Origin of the sequence: Flavobacterium sp. (genome assembly GCF_036782315.1) — a bacterium.
Classification (GTDB): Bacteria; Bacteroidota; Bacteroidia; order Flavobacteriales; family Flavobacteriaceae; genus Flavobacterium.
Map to the genome: position 1 here is coordinate 313,021 of NZ_DAIPZK010000001.1, position 16,934 is coordinate 329,954.

13 protein-coding genes are annotated in these 16,934 nt (G+C 32.6%); 6 read left to right on the plus strand and 7 right to left on the minus strand.

Annotated elements, in window-relative coordinates:
* Positions 1-53: 53 nt before the first annotated feature.
* The 4 genes from V7P59_RS01380 (at position 54) to V7P59_RS01395 (ending at position 2,908) form a co-directional block, all read left to right on the plus strand.
* A complete protein-coding gene (locus V7P59_RS01380; protein WP_333807929.1) occupies positions 54-701 on the plus strand; it encodes a metal-dependent transcriptional regulator in 648 nt (215 codons plus the stop codon).
* Positions 702-703: 2 nt separating this feature from the next.
* Positions 704-1,522, plus strand: a complete 819-nt coding sequence (locus V7P59_RS01385) for a ZIP family metal transporter (RefSeq protein ID WP_333807931.1) — start codon at positions 704-706, stop codon at positions 1,520-1,522.
* A gap of 57 nt (positions 1,523-1,579) precedes the next feature.
* A complete protein-coding gene (locus V7P59_RS01390) occupies positions 1,580-1,969 on the plus strand; it encodes a hypothetical protein (RefSeq protein ID WP_333807933.1) in 390 nt (129 codons plus the stop codon).
* 75 nt (positions 1,970-2,044) lie between these two features.
* Positions 2,045-2,908: an HAEPLYID family protein gene (locus V7P59_RS01395; protein WP_442902406.1), complete on the plus strand. Its 864-nt coding sequence runs from the start codon at positions 2,045-2,047 to the stop codon at positions 2,906-2,908.
* A 176-nt stretch (positions 2,909-3,084) separates the two neighbouring features.
* Here the strand turns inward: V7P59_RS01395 and V7P59_RS01400 are convergent, their stop codons facing one another.
* From V7P59_RS01400 to V7P59_RS01420, 5 genes are all read right to left on the minus strand, one after another.
* Entirely contained in the window at positions 3,085-5,316 is a 2,232-nt protein-coding gene (locus V7P59_RS01400; protein ID WP_333807935.1) for a TonB-dependent receptor family protein, read from the minus strand.
* A 182-nt stretch (positions 5,317-5,498) separates the two neighbouring features.
* Positions 5,499-6,332: a hypothetical protein gene (locus tag V7P59_RS01405; RefSeq protein WP_333807937.1), complete on the minus strand. Its 834-nt coding sequence runs from the start codon at positions 6,330-6,332 to the stop codon at positions 5,499-5,501.
* A gap of 39 nt (positions 6,333-6,371) precedes the next feature.
* Positions 6,372-8,474 carry a ferrous iron transport protein B gene (feoB, locus tag V7P59_RS01410; protein ID WP_333807938.1) on the minus strand — a complete coding sequence of 701 codons (2,103 nt, stop codon included), beginning with the start codon at positions 8,472-8,474 and terminating at the stop codon, positions 6,372-6,374.
* Positions 8,475-8,479: 5 nt separating this feature from the next.
* Entirely contained in the window at positions 8,480-8,707 is a 228-nt protein-coding gene (locus V7P59_RS01415) for a FeoA family protein (RefSeq protein ID WP_333807940.1), read from the minus strand.
* Between the two features lie 97 nt (positions 8,708-8,804).
* Positions 8,805-9,500, minus strand: coding sequence for an SCO family protein (locus V7P59_RS01420; protein WP_333807942.1), 696 nt, complete (start codon positions 9,498-9,500; stop codon positions 8,805-8,807).
* Between the two features lie 130 nt (positions 9,501-9,630).
* Here V7P59_RS01420 and V7P59_RS01425 point away from each other — a divergent pair, with 130 nt between their 5' ends.
* Both V7P59_RS01425 and V7P59_RS01430 read left to right on the plus strand, forming a co-directional pair.
* Positions 9,631-13,026, plus strand: a complete 3,396-nt coding sequence (locus V7P59_RS01425; protein WP_333807944.1) for a T9SS type A sorting domain-containing protein — start codon at positions 9,631-9,633, stop codon at positions 13,024-13,026.
* A gap of 2 nt (positions 13,027-13,028) precedes the next feature.
* Positions 13,029-15,098, plus strand: a complete 2,070-nt coding sequence (locus V7P59_RS01430; protein WP_333807946.1) for a M13 family metallopeptidase — start codon at positions 13,029-13,031, stop codon at positions 15,096-15,098.
* A 48-nt stretch (positions 15,099-15,146) separates the two neighbouring features.
* On the opposite strand, the gene V7P59_RS01435 is transcribed toward V7P59_RS01430, so the two are convergent.
* Together V7P59_RS01435 and V7P59_RS01440 are read right to left on the minus strand one after the other, a co-directional pair.
* Positions 15,147-16,070: a DMT family transporter gene (locus V7P59_RS01435; protein ID WP_333807948.1), complete on the minus strand. Its 924-nt coding sequence runs from the start codon at positions 16,068-16,070 to the stop codon at positions 15,147-15,149.
* A 2-nt stretch (positions 16,071-16,072) separates the two neighbouring features.
* Positions 16,073-16,927 (minus strand): SDR family oxidoreductase, encoded by an 855-nt coding sequence (locus V7P59_RS01440; protein ID WP_333807950.1) that lies wholly within the window; start codon positions 16,925-16,927, stop codon positions 16,073-16,075.
* Positions 16,928-16,934: the final 7 nt, after the last annotated feature.

The following is a 16,934-nucleotide window of genomic DNA, read 5'->3' on the forward strand; positions in this document are numbered from 1 at the left end:
AATATATTTATGAAACTAAAAAAAATGTATATATTTGTCGAAATGAATGAATTATGACCATATCTGAAGAAAATTATATAAAAGTTATTTATCATTTATCATTGGTTTCGCCAAAAGGAGTTAATACGAATGCTATTGCCGGAATGTTAGATACCAAAGCGTCATCTGTTACCGATATGTTGAAGAAACTATCGGATAAAGATTTGGTGACGTATCAGAAATATCAAGGTGTTACTTTAACAGATAAAGGTTTTTTTTCAGCAAAAATGATTGTGAGAAAACACCGTTTGTGGGAAGTTTTTCTAGTAGATAAATTAGGTTTTTCTTGGGATGAAGTACATGAAATTGCAGAAGAATTAGAACACATTAAATCGGAACAATTGATTAATAAGTTGGATGCTTTTTTAGGATTTCCAGCTGCCGATCCTCATGGTGATCCTATTCCAGATGCCAAAGGAGTGATAAAAAAAATAGAAAAACAACTTTTATCTGAAGTGGAAATTAATGCTTCATTTCATTGTGTAGGAGTGAAAGATTCTTCAACCGATTTTTTAAAATATTTAGATAAACAAAAAATTGCTTTAGGATCGGTGGTAAAAATAATTGATAAAGAAGATTTCGATGATACTTTAACTGTTGAAATCGATGGAAAACGCTTAACAATTTCGAATAAAATTGCTAACAATTTATACGTTCAATAATTATGTTTGATGCTATTATTCATTTTTTTGAAAGTATTGACCCCATTTTTGCAGCTTTTTTAGCCACATCGTTTACTTGGGGTTTAACGGCTTTAGGTGCTTCATTTGTTTTCTTTTTTAAAAAAATGAATCGGGTTGTTTTAGACGGAATGCTTGGGTTTACAGGTGGAGTTATGGTAGCCGCAAGCTTTTGGAGTTTATTAGCGCCAGCTATAGAAATGAGTAAAGGCGATGGTTTTGTTAAAGTCATTCCAGCTGCTGTTGGATTTCTATTAGGAGCTGTTTTTATTTTTGGATTAGACAAGGTATTGCCTCATATGCATATTAACTTCAAAGAAACCGAAGGAATAAAATCACCTTGGCAACGTACAACGCTGTTAGTTTTAGCCATTACATTGCACAACATTCCAGAAGGGCTAGCTGTAGGAGTTTTATTTGGTGGTGTTGCCGCTGGTATTCCGGAAGCCTCAATTGCTGGGGCAGTTACTTTAGCGATTGGAATTGGTATTCAAAATTTCCCAGAAGGTATTGCCGTTTCTATGCCGTTACGAAGAATGGGTATGAGTAGAAGAAAAAGTTTCATGTACGGGCAATCATCTGCTATAGTAGAACCAATTTTTGGAGTTATAGGTGCCGTAGCGGTTACTTTTTTTACCCCTATTTTACCTTACGCCTTAGCATTTGCAGCGGGAGCCATGATTTTTGTTGTTGTTGAAGAGGTTATACCCGAAACCCAACAAGATAAAAACACGGATATCGCTACGTTAGGTTTTATTGGCGGATTTATTGTAATGATGACTTTAGATGTAGCATTAGGTTAAGCTATAAATCTTTGTTAAAACGTTTTAGATTGTTTTTTCGATGTTTATTTTTGTGACATGATGCAAATAAGAAATATAACTAATTATGGAAAATTCCTTTGGATTTTCATGGCGTTTTATTTTTTAAATTGTAGTATAGATGCGCCAGATATTCAATTTTTTTCTCAACATGAAAATTTAAAATTCAACGATCAAGAGAGTATCGTAGAACTTTTAGTTGAAAATGTATTGGGTTTTGAAAATGCAATTTCTGAGCAAGACGATGTTGAGAATACTCCTCAAAAATCAATGAAAAAATCAATTTCTTTAGATTTTTTTGTTTTCAATCAAAATGATGGTTTTAAATGTAATTGCTTTAATTGGAATTCCAATAAAAAGGTCTTTTTAAAGTTACCACTCTTTTGTAGTATTACATTAGAAATTACTTCACCACCACCGCTTATTTAATTTGATTTTTTTACAAATAATTACAACTCCAATCATGGAGTAAATTTTACATGTTTATTATTATCAAATTAATATATGAAAACACGCTATTATGTTTTAGTAGGGTTTATGATTGCCCTTTTTGCAATTCCATCAAATGCACAAACTGAAAACGAAATTAAAGATAGTTTGTACATTCAAGAAGTTGAAAACCCTAGACTACGAACAAAAGTCTTACATGCCGAACCTCTTTATATTGACTTAATTCGAGATTTAGGAGCACGGAAAGGCGAGAAAGAATGGAATGTTGGTTTTGGTTTAGCAGATGCAAATTCTCACGATAAATACACCGCTTTAGTAGAATATGAATGGGCGCCAATTGATCGTTTAGGAATGGAAATAGAATTGCCATTTACGTTTTATTATCCATTAGCAAATGATGTTCAAGCGCCCAATAGTAAACTTAACGGATTAAAATTAGCAGCTCAATATTCTTTTTTGGTCTCGGAAAAATATAAAACTTCCTTCGCAATTGGCTACATTCATGAATTTGAAATGACGGAATTTAAAAATTATGACAGTGATCGGGTTTTTAAAGGAAACTTATATAATCCTTTTTTTGTAGCAGCAAAAAGATGGGGTGATAATTTTCATACATTGTTGTATACTGGACCCGTTTTTGAGCAATCTTTAAAAAATAATTCTTGGCATACAAATTATCAAATTAATTCCAATTTTCATTACATGATTTCAGGAACAAGAAATTTTATTGGAATAGAATTCAACAAGGAAGTAAATCACAACAAGGATTTTGATATGATTATTCGCCCTCAAATGCGAGTGGGAATTGCAGATAATTTAATGATTGGGATTGTAACAGGTATTCCTGTAAAAAGAGAAAATGAACGTTTTAGTTCATTCTTAAGATTAATATATGAACCAGGTCACAACAAACATTAATTAATGACAAGCACAATCATCGCCGCAAGGTTTTGATTTCTTAGAGCGTTTTTTCCAAAAGAATTTTTTTACTAAAAAGCCTATTGCAACAGCAAGGGAAACATAGACTAAAATTTGTTGAATATCCATAATATCAAATATACAAAAAACGCTCTCACATAGAGAGCGTTTTTTTATTAAAATTTTGCACCTAAAGATATGTAGAACGTTCTTCCATCTCCTGGCAAAATACCAGGTCCAGGATATCCACCCGCTCTTCTTGTGGCATAAGTTTCATTAGATAAATTATTAACTCCACCTCTAATGTTATAATTTTTTAGGAATTTATATTCTGCAGATAAATCTAAAATCTTATAATCATCTAGTAATCCTGTAACTCCATTTGCAGATGGTGTAATTGTATTGTTAGCATCTGTATATATTTTACCTGATATTTTGTATTGAAGTGTGGTTGAGAAACCTTTTTTATTCCAACTTAATCCAAAGTTGTGAATGTAACGTGGTGCATTTTCAACTCTATTGCCTTTAAGATTACTTTCGGTAATAACTACATTTGGTGCTGTACCCGATGCGCTATAAATTTTGAAGTCTGTGTATCTAGAATCAATAAAACTTACAGTAGCAAATGCATCGATATTTCCAAAAGCATTTTCAATTTCTAATAATCTAGTAATATTTAGATTCACAAATCCTTCAATTCCTTTGTTAATTGTTTCTCCAAGATTTGTACGATATAGATAAGTGCCTTGAGTTGGATCGTTGTTTACATGTTGTCTAATTCCACCTATTCTATTGTTGTAGCTTAAATAAAATAAACTAAAATCGAAGTTAAGATAGTTTTTAAATGTACCTCTGTAACCTAAATCTGCGTTGTAACCAGAGGCATCTTTTAAATTTGGATCAATAACATCATTAACAGCTGGTGGTGTTATGTCTGAAAATAACACAGGTCTGTACGCTTGAGTAATATTTGCGTAAAAATTAGTAGTGTTTAATTTATATTCTAATCCAACACCTAATAGTGCTTTACTACGAGTAATGTTTTTGTTTTCAAAAGGAACGTCATTTCCAGAACTAATACCAAATCTTCCTTCCCCTTTAGAACCAATATATTCATATCTTATCCCAGGAGTAACGCTAAATTTATCCGTAATTTTAAATTGGTTTTCAGCAAATAAAGCAACATTTTCTGTGGAAAAATCTAAATCTCTTGGATATCTACCTTCAATATTTAAATCAAAGTCAGAGCCTGTTGTTCCTTTTCCTTCTTGTTGTCTGTTTGTATTTGCTTTGTATAATCGGATTCCAAAAGCCAAATTATTTTTAATACTTCCTAAATCATAACGGAATAAATTTCTGTTTTCAATCCCATAATTTTTGTAATAATCTCTATCTACTCTTCTATTAGCGTAATCATTAGTAGATGGATTAATAGCATCTGGATTATTAGGAGTTGCTGTAAAACCAACACTGTTTCTTTCTCCAATTAAACCAAACAATTTAGTGTTTGAACTAAATCTTTCCGAAATTTTTGTGTCAAAACTAATTGAAAATAAATTCCAAGGTGTTCCAAACCAATTTCTTTCTCTAAAAGATTGTCTTGGATTATCATTAAATTGCGCATCAGTTAAACCACCGGCTTGTTGCATTTGATAATCCATATTTGTATATTCTGCTGTAAGTTTTGTTTTTTCTGAAAACGCATATTCTAAAAATAAATGCGAATTTCTAACTTTGTATTGGTTGTTTTCTCTCCACCCATCACCACTTCTAGAATGGTTATAGGCATAATAAGAGAATTTATTAATTTTTCCACCAATAGCATTGTAGCTACTTGTTAAGTTATAACTACCTAGTGTGTTTTGAGTTTCAAAAGAAAATTTCTTTTTATTTTCTCTTTTCAAATTATAATTTAGCATTCCTCCAAATTGAGGTCCAAATTGTAATGAAGCGCCACCTCTAATCAATTCAATTGATTCTACAGCTTCAAGAGGTGGATTATAATAAGCCTCTGGATAACCAAAAACATCAGATGAAATATCATAACCATTTTGTCTTGTATTAAGTTCCCAACTTCTATTTGGACTTAAACCTCTGACTCCAACATTGATTTGTATACCCGAACCTTCATTTTCCCAAACTGTAACACCTGGAACTCTTGAAAAAATTTCTCGTGTATTGTTTGTTGCTACATTGGCAGTAATCGCTGAAAGTTTTAACACTTCATTTTTTTTCCCCGCATATATTACATTTTCTTTTGTTTCAGGAAGTCTTTCTGGACTTTGTTGAATAGGAGAGATGGTTACTGGGTTTAATTTTACAATTGAGTCGTTAGTTTCAATTTCTTGCGCTGTTAGGCTTTGTGATATTAGAAGGCTTAAAAAAGCAAATACAGAAATATATTTCATTTTTATTTAGATTAATTCTACGCTGCAAAAATAATTACTAAAATTTATTTAGACAAATTATAAATAAATATTTTTAAGCTGTATTTCAGAATTAGTATTCTTCTATATTTTTAAGGATATTTTTTTTCATTTTTTAATTTATTTTAAAAAATGAAAGAAAAAATTCAATATAATAAGTTGTTTTAAAAGTAAATTCCAGTTCCAAGAGTTATAAAATTGTAATTTGGTGAAGCAATTTTTAAGTGCTCATATCCTAGTGAGAAAAAATAGTTCTTTTTGTGATATTTTCCTCTGATTTCAAATGAATTTACTGGCAAACCATTTATTTTACTCCAAATCATAGCACTATTAAAGCTTAAATTTTTAATAGCAAAAACATCGGTATGTAAGCCATAAGAAAATCCTGCTTTTTTAACATCATTTCCAATATAAGTAGTGCCAAGAGTCCAGCCTAAATTAAATTTTTTAAATCGAATTCGGTCATAAGCTACATTAAATTGAAAAAAAGAAAGATTAGTATAGCGATTTGTAAGTATATTTTTTTCAAACAATTCGTGATAATCAGCTTGTATGTAAAAATATTGAAAAGGTCTGATTTTTGCTTTTAGATGATTTCCAAATGTATTGTTATTACTATAAAGAAAATGATTTTCAACATCAAATCGCAATAGATTTCCATATGTAATGCTATCATTATCGTTTTGAAAATTTCCAGATTCCCCATCAAAATAAGGATATTTAGATAGTGAATTATATAAATGATTTTCGCTTCTGTAATCTCCTATAGTAGAATAAAAACTCACATATAAAAAACCTTCAACTAGTAAACCAGCTAATCCAAAATCATTTGAAGAAGAATTTCTAATAGAAGCAGAGCTAGATGAATTACTAGAACTTGAACCAGAAGTTCGAGTAGAATTACCTGATTTTAATTCGCTTTTTGATTTATCAATTTTCTGTGAAAATGAACCATAGCTAGTTAAGACAAAAAATAGCGTGAGTAGTATTTTATTCATCAAATTTGTTTTCTAAAAGCAATCAAAAATTATGCCTTTTTATTTCAAAAATTGATAAGCTATTAATGCTGTAATGTAAGCAAATCCGCTCATAAAAGCCAGCTGAATTATTGGCCATTTCCAGGAGTTGGTTTCTTTTTTTACAATGGCTAAAGTAGAAATACACTGCATGGCGAAAGCATAAAATAGCAATAATGAAATTCCAGTAGCAAAGTTGAATACTTTTTCTCCCGTTTTAGGATGTACTTCTGCAGCCATTCGGTTTTTAATAGTGGTTTCCTCTTCACTATGACTCCCTACGCTGTAAATAGTAGCTAAGGTTCCTACGAAAACTTCTCGAGCTGCAAACGAACTTACAACGGCAACGCCTATTTTCCAATCGTAACCTAATGGACGAATAACAGGTTCAATGGTTTTTCCCATATATCCAATGTAAGAATTTTCCAATTTGAATGAATTCACTTGATCTTCAAACTCTTCAGAAGTTATAGTTTTACTATGGTTTTGTTTAGCAATTATTTTTTCTGCATTATTGAAATCATCACTTAATCCATGCGAACCTAAAAACCACAAGATAACTGATAATGCTAAAATAATTTTTCCAGCACCTGTTACAAACGCTTTTGTTTTTTCTAAAACGTTTATTCCAACATTTTTAAGCATTGGAATTTTATAGCTCGGCATTTCAACTACAAAATATGTTTTGCAACTTAATTTTAAAAATTTGTTCAATAAATAGGCTGAAAATATAGCCATTCCAAATCCTAACAAGTACAATCCCATTAGGGTTAAACCTTGTAAACTTAAAAATCCTAGAACTCTTTTTTCGGGAATGATTAATGAAATTAAAATAGCATACACAGGTAATCTTGCAGAACAAGTAGTAAACGGTGTTACTAAAATAGTTATTAATCTTTCTTTCCAATTTTCAATATTTCTAGCACTCATAATTGCCGGAATTGCACAAGCCGTTCCTGAAATTAAAGGCACAATACTTTTTCCTGATAAACCAAATTTTCGCATGATTTTATCCATCAAAAACACTACGCGACTCATGTAACCACTTTCTTCTAACACCGAAATAAAGAGGAATAAAAACGCAATTTGAGGAATAAAAATTACAATTCCGCCAATACCTGGAATTAATCCTTCACTAATTAAATTAGTAAATTCTCCTGCAGGAAGATGTTGTTTGGCAAGCGAACTAAAATTAGCAAAGGTTTCATCAATAAAATCCATTGGAATGCTACTCCAATCAAATAGAAATTGAAATATAAGCATCAAGATTCCAAAGAAAATAACATAACCATAAATTTTATGTGTTAAAACTCGGTCAATTTTTGCTCGAATATCAGTTGCTTTTGAACTATCTATTTTTTGGCCCATTTTCAACGTATCATTAATAAATTGATAACGTTTGATGGTTTCTTTTTGCTGTAAACGTTTTAAATCGGCATGTGATTTGGTAAAAGAACTTTTAATTTCGTTTCGTTCTAAATTTAAGAAATTAACATCTTGTGTAATAACCAACCAAAGTTTGTATAATAATTGATTTGGAAATGCTCTTCTCAAATTATTAAAGTAATCAGGATCAATTGAAGATGCGTGTAAACAAGGTTCTGTTGAAAGTGAATTATAATTCAGAATTAATTCTTTTAAATAATAAATCCCCATTTTTTTACGTGAACTAATTAATGCAATTTTAGTTTTTAGTTCTCTTTCTAAAACAGGAATGTCCAATTCAATTCCTTTTAAAGTCATTCTGTCGGCCATGTTAATGACTAAAATGGTAGGGATTTCTAAATCTTTAATTTGAGTAAAAAGAAGTAAATTACGTTTTAAATTTTCCACTTCGGTTACTACAACAGCAACGTCAGGAAAATCTTCATCGTTTTTATTTAGTAATAATTCAATAACTACATTTTCATCAATTGAACTTGCATTTAAACTGTAAGTTCCTGGTAAATCAATGATTCGAGCTCTTGTGTTTTCGTTTAATTTACAAACACCTTGTTTTTTTTCAACAGTAATTCCTGGATAATTCCCCACTTGTTGATTCAATCCTGTAAGTTGGTTAAAAACGGAAGTTTTGCCCACATTTGGGTTTCCAATTAAAGCCACTTTTATAGGATTTATACTCATGAGAATTAAATTTTAGTAACGGTGATTGCCTTAGCCGTTTCAATACGAATGGCTACATGAGAATCATTAACGTTAAAATACAATGGATCACCTAATGGAGCAATTTGAATTAAAGAAATGAAATTTCCAGGCAAACATCCCATTTCTAAAAGTTTTAGTGGGATTTCATCTAGATTAACAGAAGTAATAGTAGCTACTTCGCCAATTTTAAGTTCAGAAGAACAAATTTCCATTCTCTTATTTAGATTGAATTAAAATACAAAAGTAAAAATTATAATTGGACTAAAACTGATAATTATCAATTTTAGCAAATTATTTATAAAAATTAATTTATTGGTTTTCGCAAAGCCACAAAATATCCTCTAAAAGTTGTTTCATGTTCTTTGTTTTAGGATCGTTTGTAGGTTGATCTAAATTGGTTCCATCATAAAATCCTCGAATTCTTTTATTTTTATCTACTAAAATAAAATTTTCAGTATGAACCATGTCATATAATTCTTCTGGCTTGCCTGTTTTTACTGCTAAATACGATTTTCGAGCTAAATAATAAATATCTTTTTTATCTCCAGTAACTAAATTCCATCGTTTGTCGTCAACTCCTTTTTCAAGCGCATACTTTTTCAAAACCTCTGGAGTATCAATATCTGGAGTAACAGAAAAAGACAGCAATTTTACTTTAGGATTATTTTTGAGTTGATTTTGTAACCAAACCATGTTGTCAGTCATTTTTGGGCAAATAGTGGGGCAAGTCGTAAAAAAGAAATCAGCAACATAAATAGTGTTTTCGTAATCTTTTTGAGTGATTACTTTTCCATTTTGATTGGTGAAAGCAAAGTCTGCAATTTTATGATCGTTACCGATATGCTGGACAGTAGAATCTACTAATTCTGGATTGATATCTCTTGGAGAATAGATAGGAAGCATTTTAGCAGGAGATAATAGACTGTAAATCCCTAAAAATATTAGTAAAGAAAGGATTCCAAAACCAATAATAAATTTTTTGTATTGAAGAAAAGAAGTTAGCATTTTATTTTTTTGCAAAATTAAAGATAAATTAAATTCATTTTGTAAAAATGGACTTTAGTAATAGTTAAAATTGTAAATTATTGATTTACTTTACTATATTTGTAGAATTATACCCTAAAACCTACAAAAAATGATTAAAAATTACTTGATGATTAGTTTATTGTGTTCCTTTTTTGGATTTGCACAATTTAATTCCTCAGCCCCGTGGATGACTGATTTACAAACTGCTAAAAAAGGTGAGGCAACTATGAGTGAAATGGTTGCGGCCTTCAATGCTTATTGGGAAACTCATGACATGAACGTAAGAGGTTCTGGTCATAAACCTTTTAAAAGATGGGAATACCATTGGCAAAATAAAATTAACGATCAAGGATATATCATAACCCCAGAAGAATTTTGGAATGCTTGGAATCAAAAAAAGCAAGTAAAAACAAGTAGAAATACAAACAGAGCATTACCACCAAGCAATTGGCAACCAGTTGGACCCTTTACACATACAAACACTGGTTCTTGGTCTTCAGGTCAAGGTCGTGTAAATATTGTACATGTTGATCCTTCTAATCCAAGTACAATTTATTTAGGTTCGCCAGCCGGTGGAATTTGGAAATCTACTAATAACGGAACTACATGGATTCCTCTTACAGATGAATTACCTCAGATAGGTGTTTCAGGTATTGCTGTTGATTATTCCAATTCAAATACAATTTACATTGCTACAGGTGATAAAGATGCTGGTGATACATATTCTGTGGGTGTTTATAAGTCTATAGATGGTGGTTTAACTTGGAATCCTACTGGAACTATGGGAGCATCTAATCCATCAAGAGCAGGAGATATTATAATTCATCCAACGAATAATCAAATACTTTGGTGCGCTACTAATAATGGAATTTTTAAAACGACAAATGCGGGTGCCTCTTGGACTCAAATCTTAGCTGGAGTCAATTTTTCACAAGGTAATATTCGTTTAAAACCAGGAGATCCATCTGTTGTATACGCTTCCTCTAACAATAGATTTTACAGATCTACAGATACGGGAAGTACATTTACAGCTGTAACAGTTTCATCGGTGGTTTCCACAGGAAGATTAATTATTGATGTAACGCCTGCAGATAATAATTATGTTTATGCATTAAGTGTTGGAACAAGCCCTAATTATTCTTTAAATGGTATTTATAGATCAACAGATAGTGGGTTAACTTTTACTAAGACTTCTGGAACTACTAATATTTTAGAGTCAACACAAGCTTGGTATGATTTAGCATTAGCCGTTTCTCCTACAAATGCCAATGAGGTTTACACTGGTTGTCTGAATGTATGGAAGTCAACAAATGGAGGTACTTCAGTTACAAAATTAAATAACTGGAGTAGTCCAACAGCTGCAAGTTATACCCATGCCGATATTCATTACCTAGGATTTCATGGTAATAAATTATTTGCGGGTACTGATGGTGGAATTTATGTTTCAAGTAATGGTGGCACTAATTTCACTGATTTAACAGCTGGTGTTCAAATCAGTCAGTTTTATAAAATAGCTGTAGCTAAACAAACTTCAGCAAATATGGTAGGCGGATTGCAAGATAATGGAGGTCATGCCTACAGTAGCGGACAATGGAAAAATTACTACGGAGCAGATGGTATGGATACAGCTATTAATCCTACAAATCCAAATCAATATTATGGGTTTATTCAGTATGGAAATAGTATGTATATTAGTAGTACTGCAGGAAATTCTAATTCAGGATCAGTTGCTTCACCTGGTGGTGTAAATGGTAATTGGGTTACTCCTTTGGTGGCTAATAATTCGGGTGAGTTGTTTTCTGGATTTGCAAACCTTTTTAAGTTATCTAATGGCGCTTGGGTTCAACAAAATGTAGATGCATTAGGAACAGGGAATCTTGAATTAATTCATGTTGACCCATCAAATGATGATATTATGTATGTTGCGAATGGTTCTGGATTATATAAAAGTGTTAACAGAGGAATAAATTTTACAAATGTATACAATGCTCCTGCAAATATCACTTCAATTGAAGTTCATTCTTCTGATAGTAACATTGTTTACATAACTACATCAGGAACATCAGGACAAGTTTTAAGATCTACTAATGGCGGTACTACTTTTACAAACTTTTCAACAGGTTTGCCATCAATTGGAAAGAATTGTATTGTTCATCAAGGAAGAAATACTGATAATCCATTATATGTAGGAACTAGTTTAGGTGTATATTACAGAGATGATTCAATGACATCGTGGGCTCCTTTTGATACAAACCTACCAAATGTTTCTGTTACTGATTTAGAAATCAATTTAGAAGACGCAAAATTAATTGCTGCAACTTATGGTCGTGGGGTATGGCAAACAGATATTCCAGTACAAGTTCCAGCAGTTGATGTAAAATTTGTTAGTATTCAAAATCCAGGAATAAATATTAATTGTGGGGCTAACGTAACTCCTCAAGTTAGAGTTCAAAATAACGGAACATCCTCAATATCGACTATAACTGTAAATTACACAATAGATGGCACACCATATAATTTTAACTGGAATAATAGTTTAGCACCAAGTGCCTTTGCCTTAATTGATTTACCTACAGTTACACTTACAAGAGGTGTACATAATTTAAATGTCATTACCACGACATCAGGAGACGCATACAGCGATAATAACACAGGAGGCACACAGTTTTATGTAAATGATGCTGGAACTGTGGGTGTTGTTAATCCTTTTACAAATGTTACGGATGCATTAATTACCTATAATGAAGGCACAACTGGGTCTCAATGGGTTAGAGGGGTTAGATCAGGAGGAACAATGGCCTCAGCAGGGAATACTGTATATACTACTAATCTTACAGGAAATTATCCAGACATGACTAAATCTTACATTGTATCTCAATGTTACAATTTATCAAATGTTGTAAATCCAACGATTAGTTTTGATATGAAGTTTGATTTAGAGGTAAATTGGGACGTTGTTTATGTTGAATACTCGACTAATTTTGGTGCTAATTGGACAGTTCTAGGTGTACAAGGGCCAACATGGTATAACAGTAACAGAACACAAGCAACAACAGGTAATGATTGTTACAACTGTCCTGGTGCTCAATGGACAGGGACAGATACAACTGTTAAAACCTATACTTATCCATTAAATGCATTAAATTCTGAAACAAATATTATTTTTAGAATTGTTTTCCATTCCGATGAATCTGCAAATCAGTTAGGTGTTAATATTGATAATTTTGTTATTAATGGAACACTTTCAAATCAAAATTTTGAATTGCAAAATATAGTGTTGTATCCAAATCCATCAAAAGGAATATTCAATATTGCTTTAGGAACAATTCAGCCTACAGTAATTGATGTATATGATTTAACTGGAAAAATAGTTTGGTCAAGAAAAGATTTTACTATTTCAAATTCAGAAGTTTTATTAGATTTGTCTTCTGTTGCTCAAGGAATATATTTCGTTAAAATTTCAGCAGAAAATCAATCAACTGTCAAAAGAATTATTAAAGAATAACTATGAATAAACACATTTTAAAAGGAAGTCTTGGCTTCCTTTTTTTATCAGTCGTTTTGTCTTCTTGTAAGTCTTCACAAGAAGCAACTATAAAAAAAGAACCTGTTGGAATAAACGTTGGATATATGGACAAATCCGTAAATCCAGCTGACGATTTCAATCGTTATGTGAACGGAACTTGGTTAGACAAAACCGAAATCCCAGCCGATAGAACCCGTTGGGGAAGCTTTGACGAACTTCGTAAAAATACTGATGACGATGTAATGGCAATTTTGAAAGAAGCCATCAACGACAAAACTATCGATCCAAATTCTGACCAAGCAAAAGCGATTAATTTGTACAAATCGGTTTTAGATACGGTAACGAGAAACAAACAAGGAATTGAACCATTAAAACCTTATTTAGCAAAAATTAACGCAGTTAAAAATGCAGATCAATTGGTTGCTTTATTAGCCGAAATGGAACCTGAAATGGGATTAGGTTTCTTCGGTAGCTACATTGGTGCAGATGCAAAAAACAGTAACAAAAACGTAATTTATGTAGGAACAGGAAGTCTTGGTTTGCCAGATAGAGATTATTACGTTTCAGATGCACCAGATAATAAAGAAAAACGCGAAAAGTATGTGGCTCATGTAACCAGAATGTTACAATTCATTGGAGAATCTGAAGCTATAGCTAATGCCAATGCAAAGAAAATTTTAGCCTTAGAAACTAAAATGTCAACAGCTACCTTAGACCGTGTTCAAAGAAGAGACAGAAGAAATACTTATAATCCTATGAGTTTTGCTGATTTACAAAAATTAGCTCCAACAGTAAAATGGGATTCGTATTTTCAAACGGTTGGCATTGGGAAAGTAGACTCTTTAGTAGTTTCGCAACCAAAATATTTACAAGCAGTTGAAACGATTTTGAAAGACAACCAAGTTGAAGATTGGAAAGCGTATATGCGTTGGACAGCTTTAAGAGGATCGGCAGGGTTGTTATCAACGGATATTGAAAATGCAAATTTTGACTTCTATGGAAAAACGTTAACAGGAGCAGTAAAACAACGTCCAGCGGAAGAAAGAGCTTTAGCAACGGTTAACGGAAGATTAGGCGAAGCATTAGGAAAATTATACGTAGCTAAAAAATTCCCACCAGAAGCTAAAGAAAAAGCACAAGCGATGATTGCTAACGTGATGAAAGCGTTTGACAACAGAATTGATAATTTACCTTGGATGACAAAAGCTACTAAGGGAAATGCAAAAATCAAATTGAACAAATTCCGAGTGAAAATTGGATATCCTGACAAATGGAAAGATTACTCAGAATTACAAGTGAAATCTCCAGAACAAGGCGGAACGTATTTCGATAATTCAAGAATGTACGCAAGATGGAGTCACAAGAAAAACATCGAAAAGATGGGAAAACCTGTTGATAAAGAAGAATGGGGGATGTCGCCTCAAACGGTAAATGCGTATTTCAGCCCAACAAATAACGAAATTGTATTTCCAGCGGCGATTTTACAACCACCTTTCTACGATTACAAAGCAGATGAAGCGGTAAATTATGGTGGAATTGGAGCGGTAATTGGTCACGAAATTTCACACGGATTTGACGATTCAGGTTCAAGATATAATGCAGAAGGAAACTTAGTAAACTGGTGGAGCGATGAAGATTTGAAACAATTCACCACTTTGGGAAGTGCTTTAGCTGACCAATATTCAGCTTTAGAACCATTACCAGGAATTTTTGTAGATGGAAAATTTACTTTAGGTGAAAATATTGGAGATTTAGGTGGCGTTAACGCTGCATTTGACGGATTACAAATTTATTTGAAAGAAAATGGAAACCCAGGTTTAATCGACGGATTTACTCCAGAACAACGTTTCTTTATTTCTTGGGCAACCATTTGGAGAAGTAAAATGCGTGACGAAGCAATCAAAAATCAAGTAAAAACTGACCCACATTCACCAGGAATGTATCGTGCTTATGTGCCGTTACAAAATGTGGAAGCGTTCTACAAAGCTTTCAACATTCAACCAAATAACGGAATGTATTTGAAACCAGAAAACAGAGTTAAAATTTGGTAATATTTTTTTACTACATAGAATCAAATCCCATCTTTTAGGTGGGATTTTTTATTTCTTCTTAATCGCTCGATTCACTAAATAAAGTCCAATAATGGTTATCGTTCCACCAATAATAATAGCAGTGGTTAAAGGTTCATTAAACAATAAATAGCCGAAGAATAAAGCCACCATCGGATTGATATACGCATATAAACTGCTGATTTCTGTTGGTAAATTTTCCAACGCATAAATAAACGCAATAAACGTCAACACCGAACCAAAAACCACCAAATACCCAATCGACCACCAAGAAATCGCAGGGATTTCACTTAACGGAACAGAAGTTCCATTAAATCCAATCACGCTCGAAATCACTACACTCGAAATCAACATTTGCAATCCCAAACTAAAATACGGATTGAAATTCGTCTTATTTTCTTTGATATAAATCGAAGACAACGCCCAAGTAAACGTAGCAATGACCGAAAGTAAAATCCCAAAACGGAATTCAGGTTGTAAAAAATCGTTGAGGTAATCGTAGAAAATGACGCAAATGCCACCAAAAGCAATAATCATTCCCACAACCGCTTTCCATGATGTTTTTTGTCCGCGAAACAAACTGATAATTACAATCCAAAGCGGAAAAATAGAACCAATTATCGCGCCCAGACCACTCGAAATATATTTCACGCCCCAAGTACTTAAACCATTACTTAGCATAAAATTCAAGACACTCAAAACCAAAATTGTACGCCATTGTCGTTTGGTTGGCCAAGGATGTTTTTTGATTAAAAAGTATAGCAAATACAACAATCCACCAAACAATTGACGAAGCGCAACCAATTGCATTGGAGGCATGTGTTTGACACCTTCTTTGGAAGCAATCCAAGTGGTTCCCCAGAAAAAGCTAATCCAAATTAATGCTAAAATGGGCAAGCCAATTGCATTTTTCTTTTGTTGGATGTAATTGTGAAATACGCTAAAATACGCCATTACTAAATTTCTTTTTGGAACGAATAACCCAAAATGGTTTCCACTTTTTTACTGGAAATCATTTTACCTTTCGATTCCGAATTTTTGGCAAAGGTAGGTAATGGCAAATTCAAAATTTCAGCTTTTTTGTGATAATATGCTTTGCGTGTTGGATGCTGAGGTGCGACAGCGTTGAACGTTTGATTCCATTCCCAATTGTCATCTCGAGCGAATTCGAGAGCTTTTTCTATAACTCCAATGCAATCTTCCCTTTGAATCATATTCACTGGCGCATCAGGATTTTCAACATTCGTTCTTCCTGCCAAAAATTTTACTGGATGACGGTCATCGCCAAGCAAACCACCAAAACGAATTACGGTAGTTTTGAAATGCGGATTCGATTGTAAAAGAGTTTCGGCAATAACTAATTGTTTTCCACTTTCCGTATCGGGATTTGTTTTTGTTTCCTCTGTCACTTCGAGCGAAGTCGAGAAGATGTTTGAATCACCATAAACCGAAGTCGAACTCACAAAAACAACTTTCTGAATTCCCGATTTTTCGATATGCGGAATTAGATTTTTGATTTTATTTACAAATTGCATTTCGTTAGAAGTCGAAGTTTCTCTTCTCAATCCTGGTGGAATATCAATAACTAAAACATTGGTTTCATTCAGAAAATTTTCAATATTCCCAATGATTTGATGTGCTTCCAATTGAATTTGGAAAGGCGATATCCCAGCATTTTTCAATACTTCCAATTTACTTTCTGAAGTCGTAGAACCTTTTACTTCGTAACCTTTTGAAAGCAATGATTGGGCTAAAGGGAATCCGAGCCAACCGCAGCCGAGTATAGCAATCTTTTTTCTTTCTTCTTTCATCTATCTT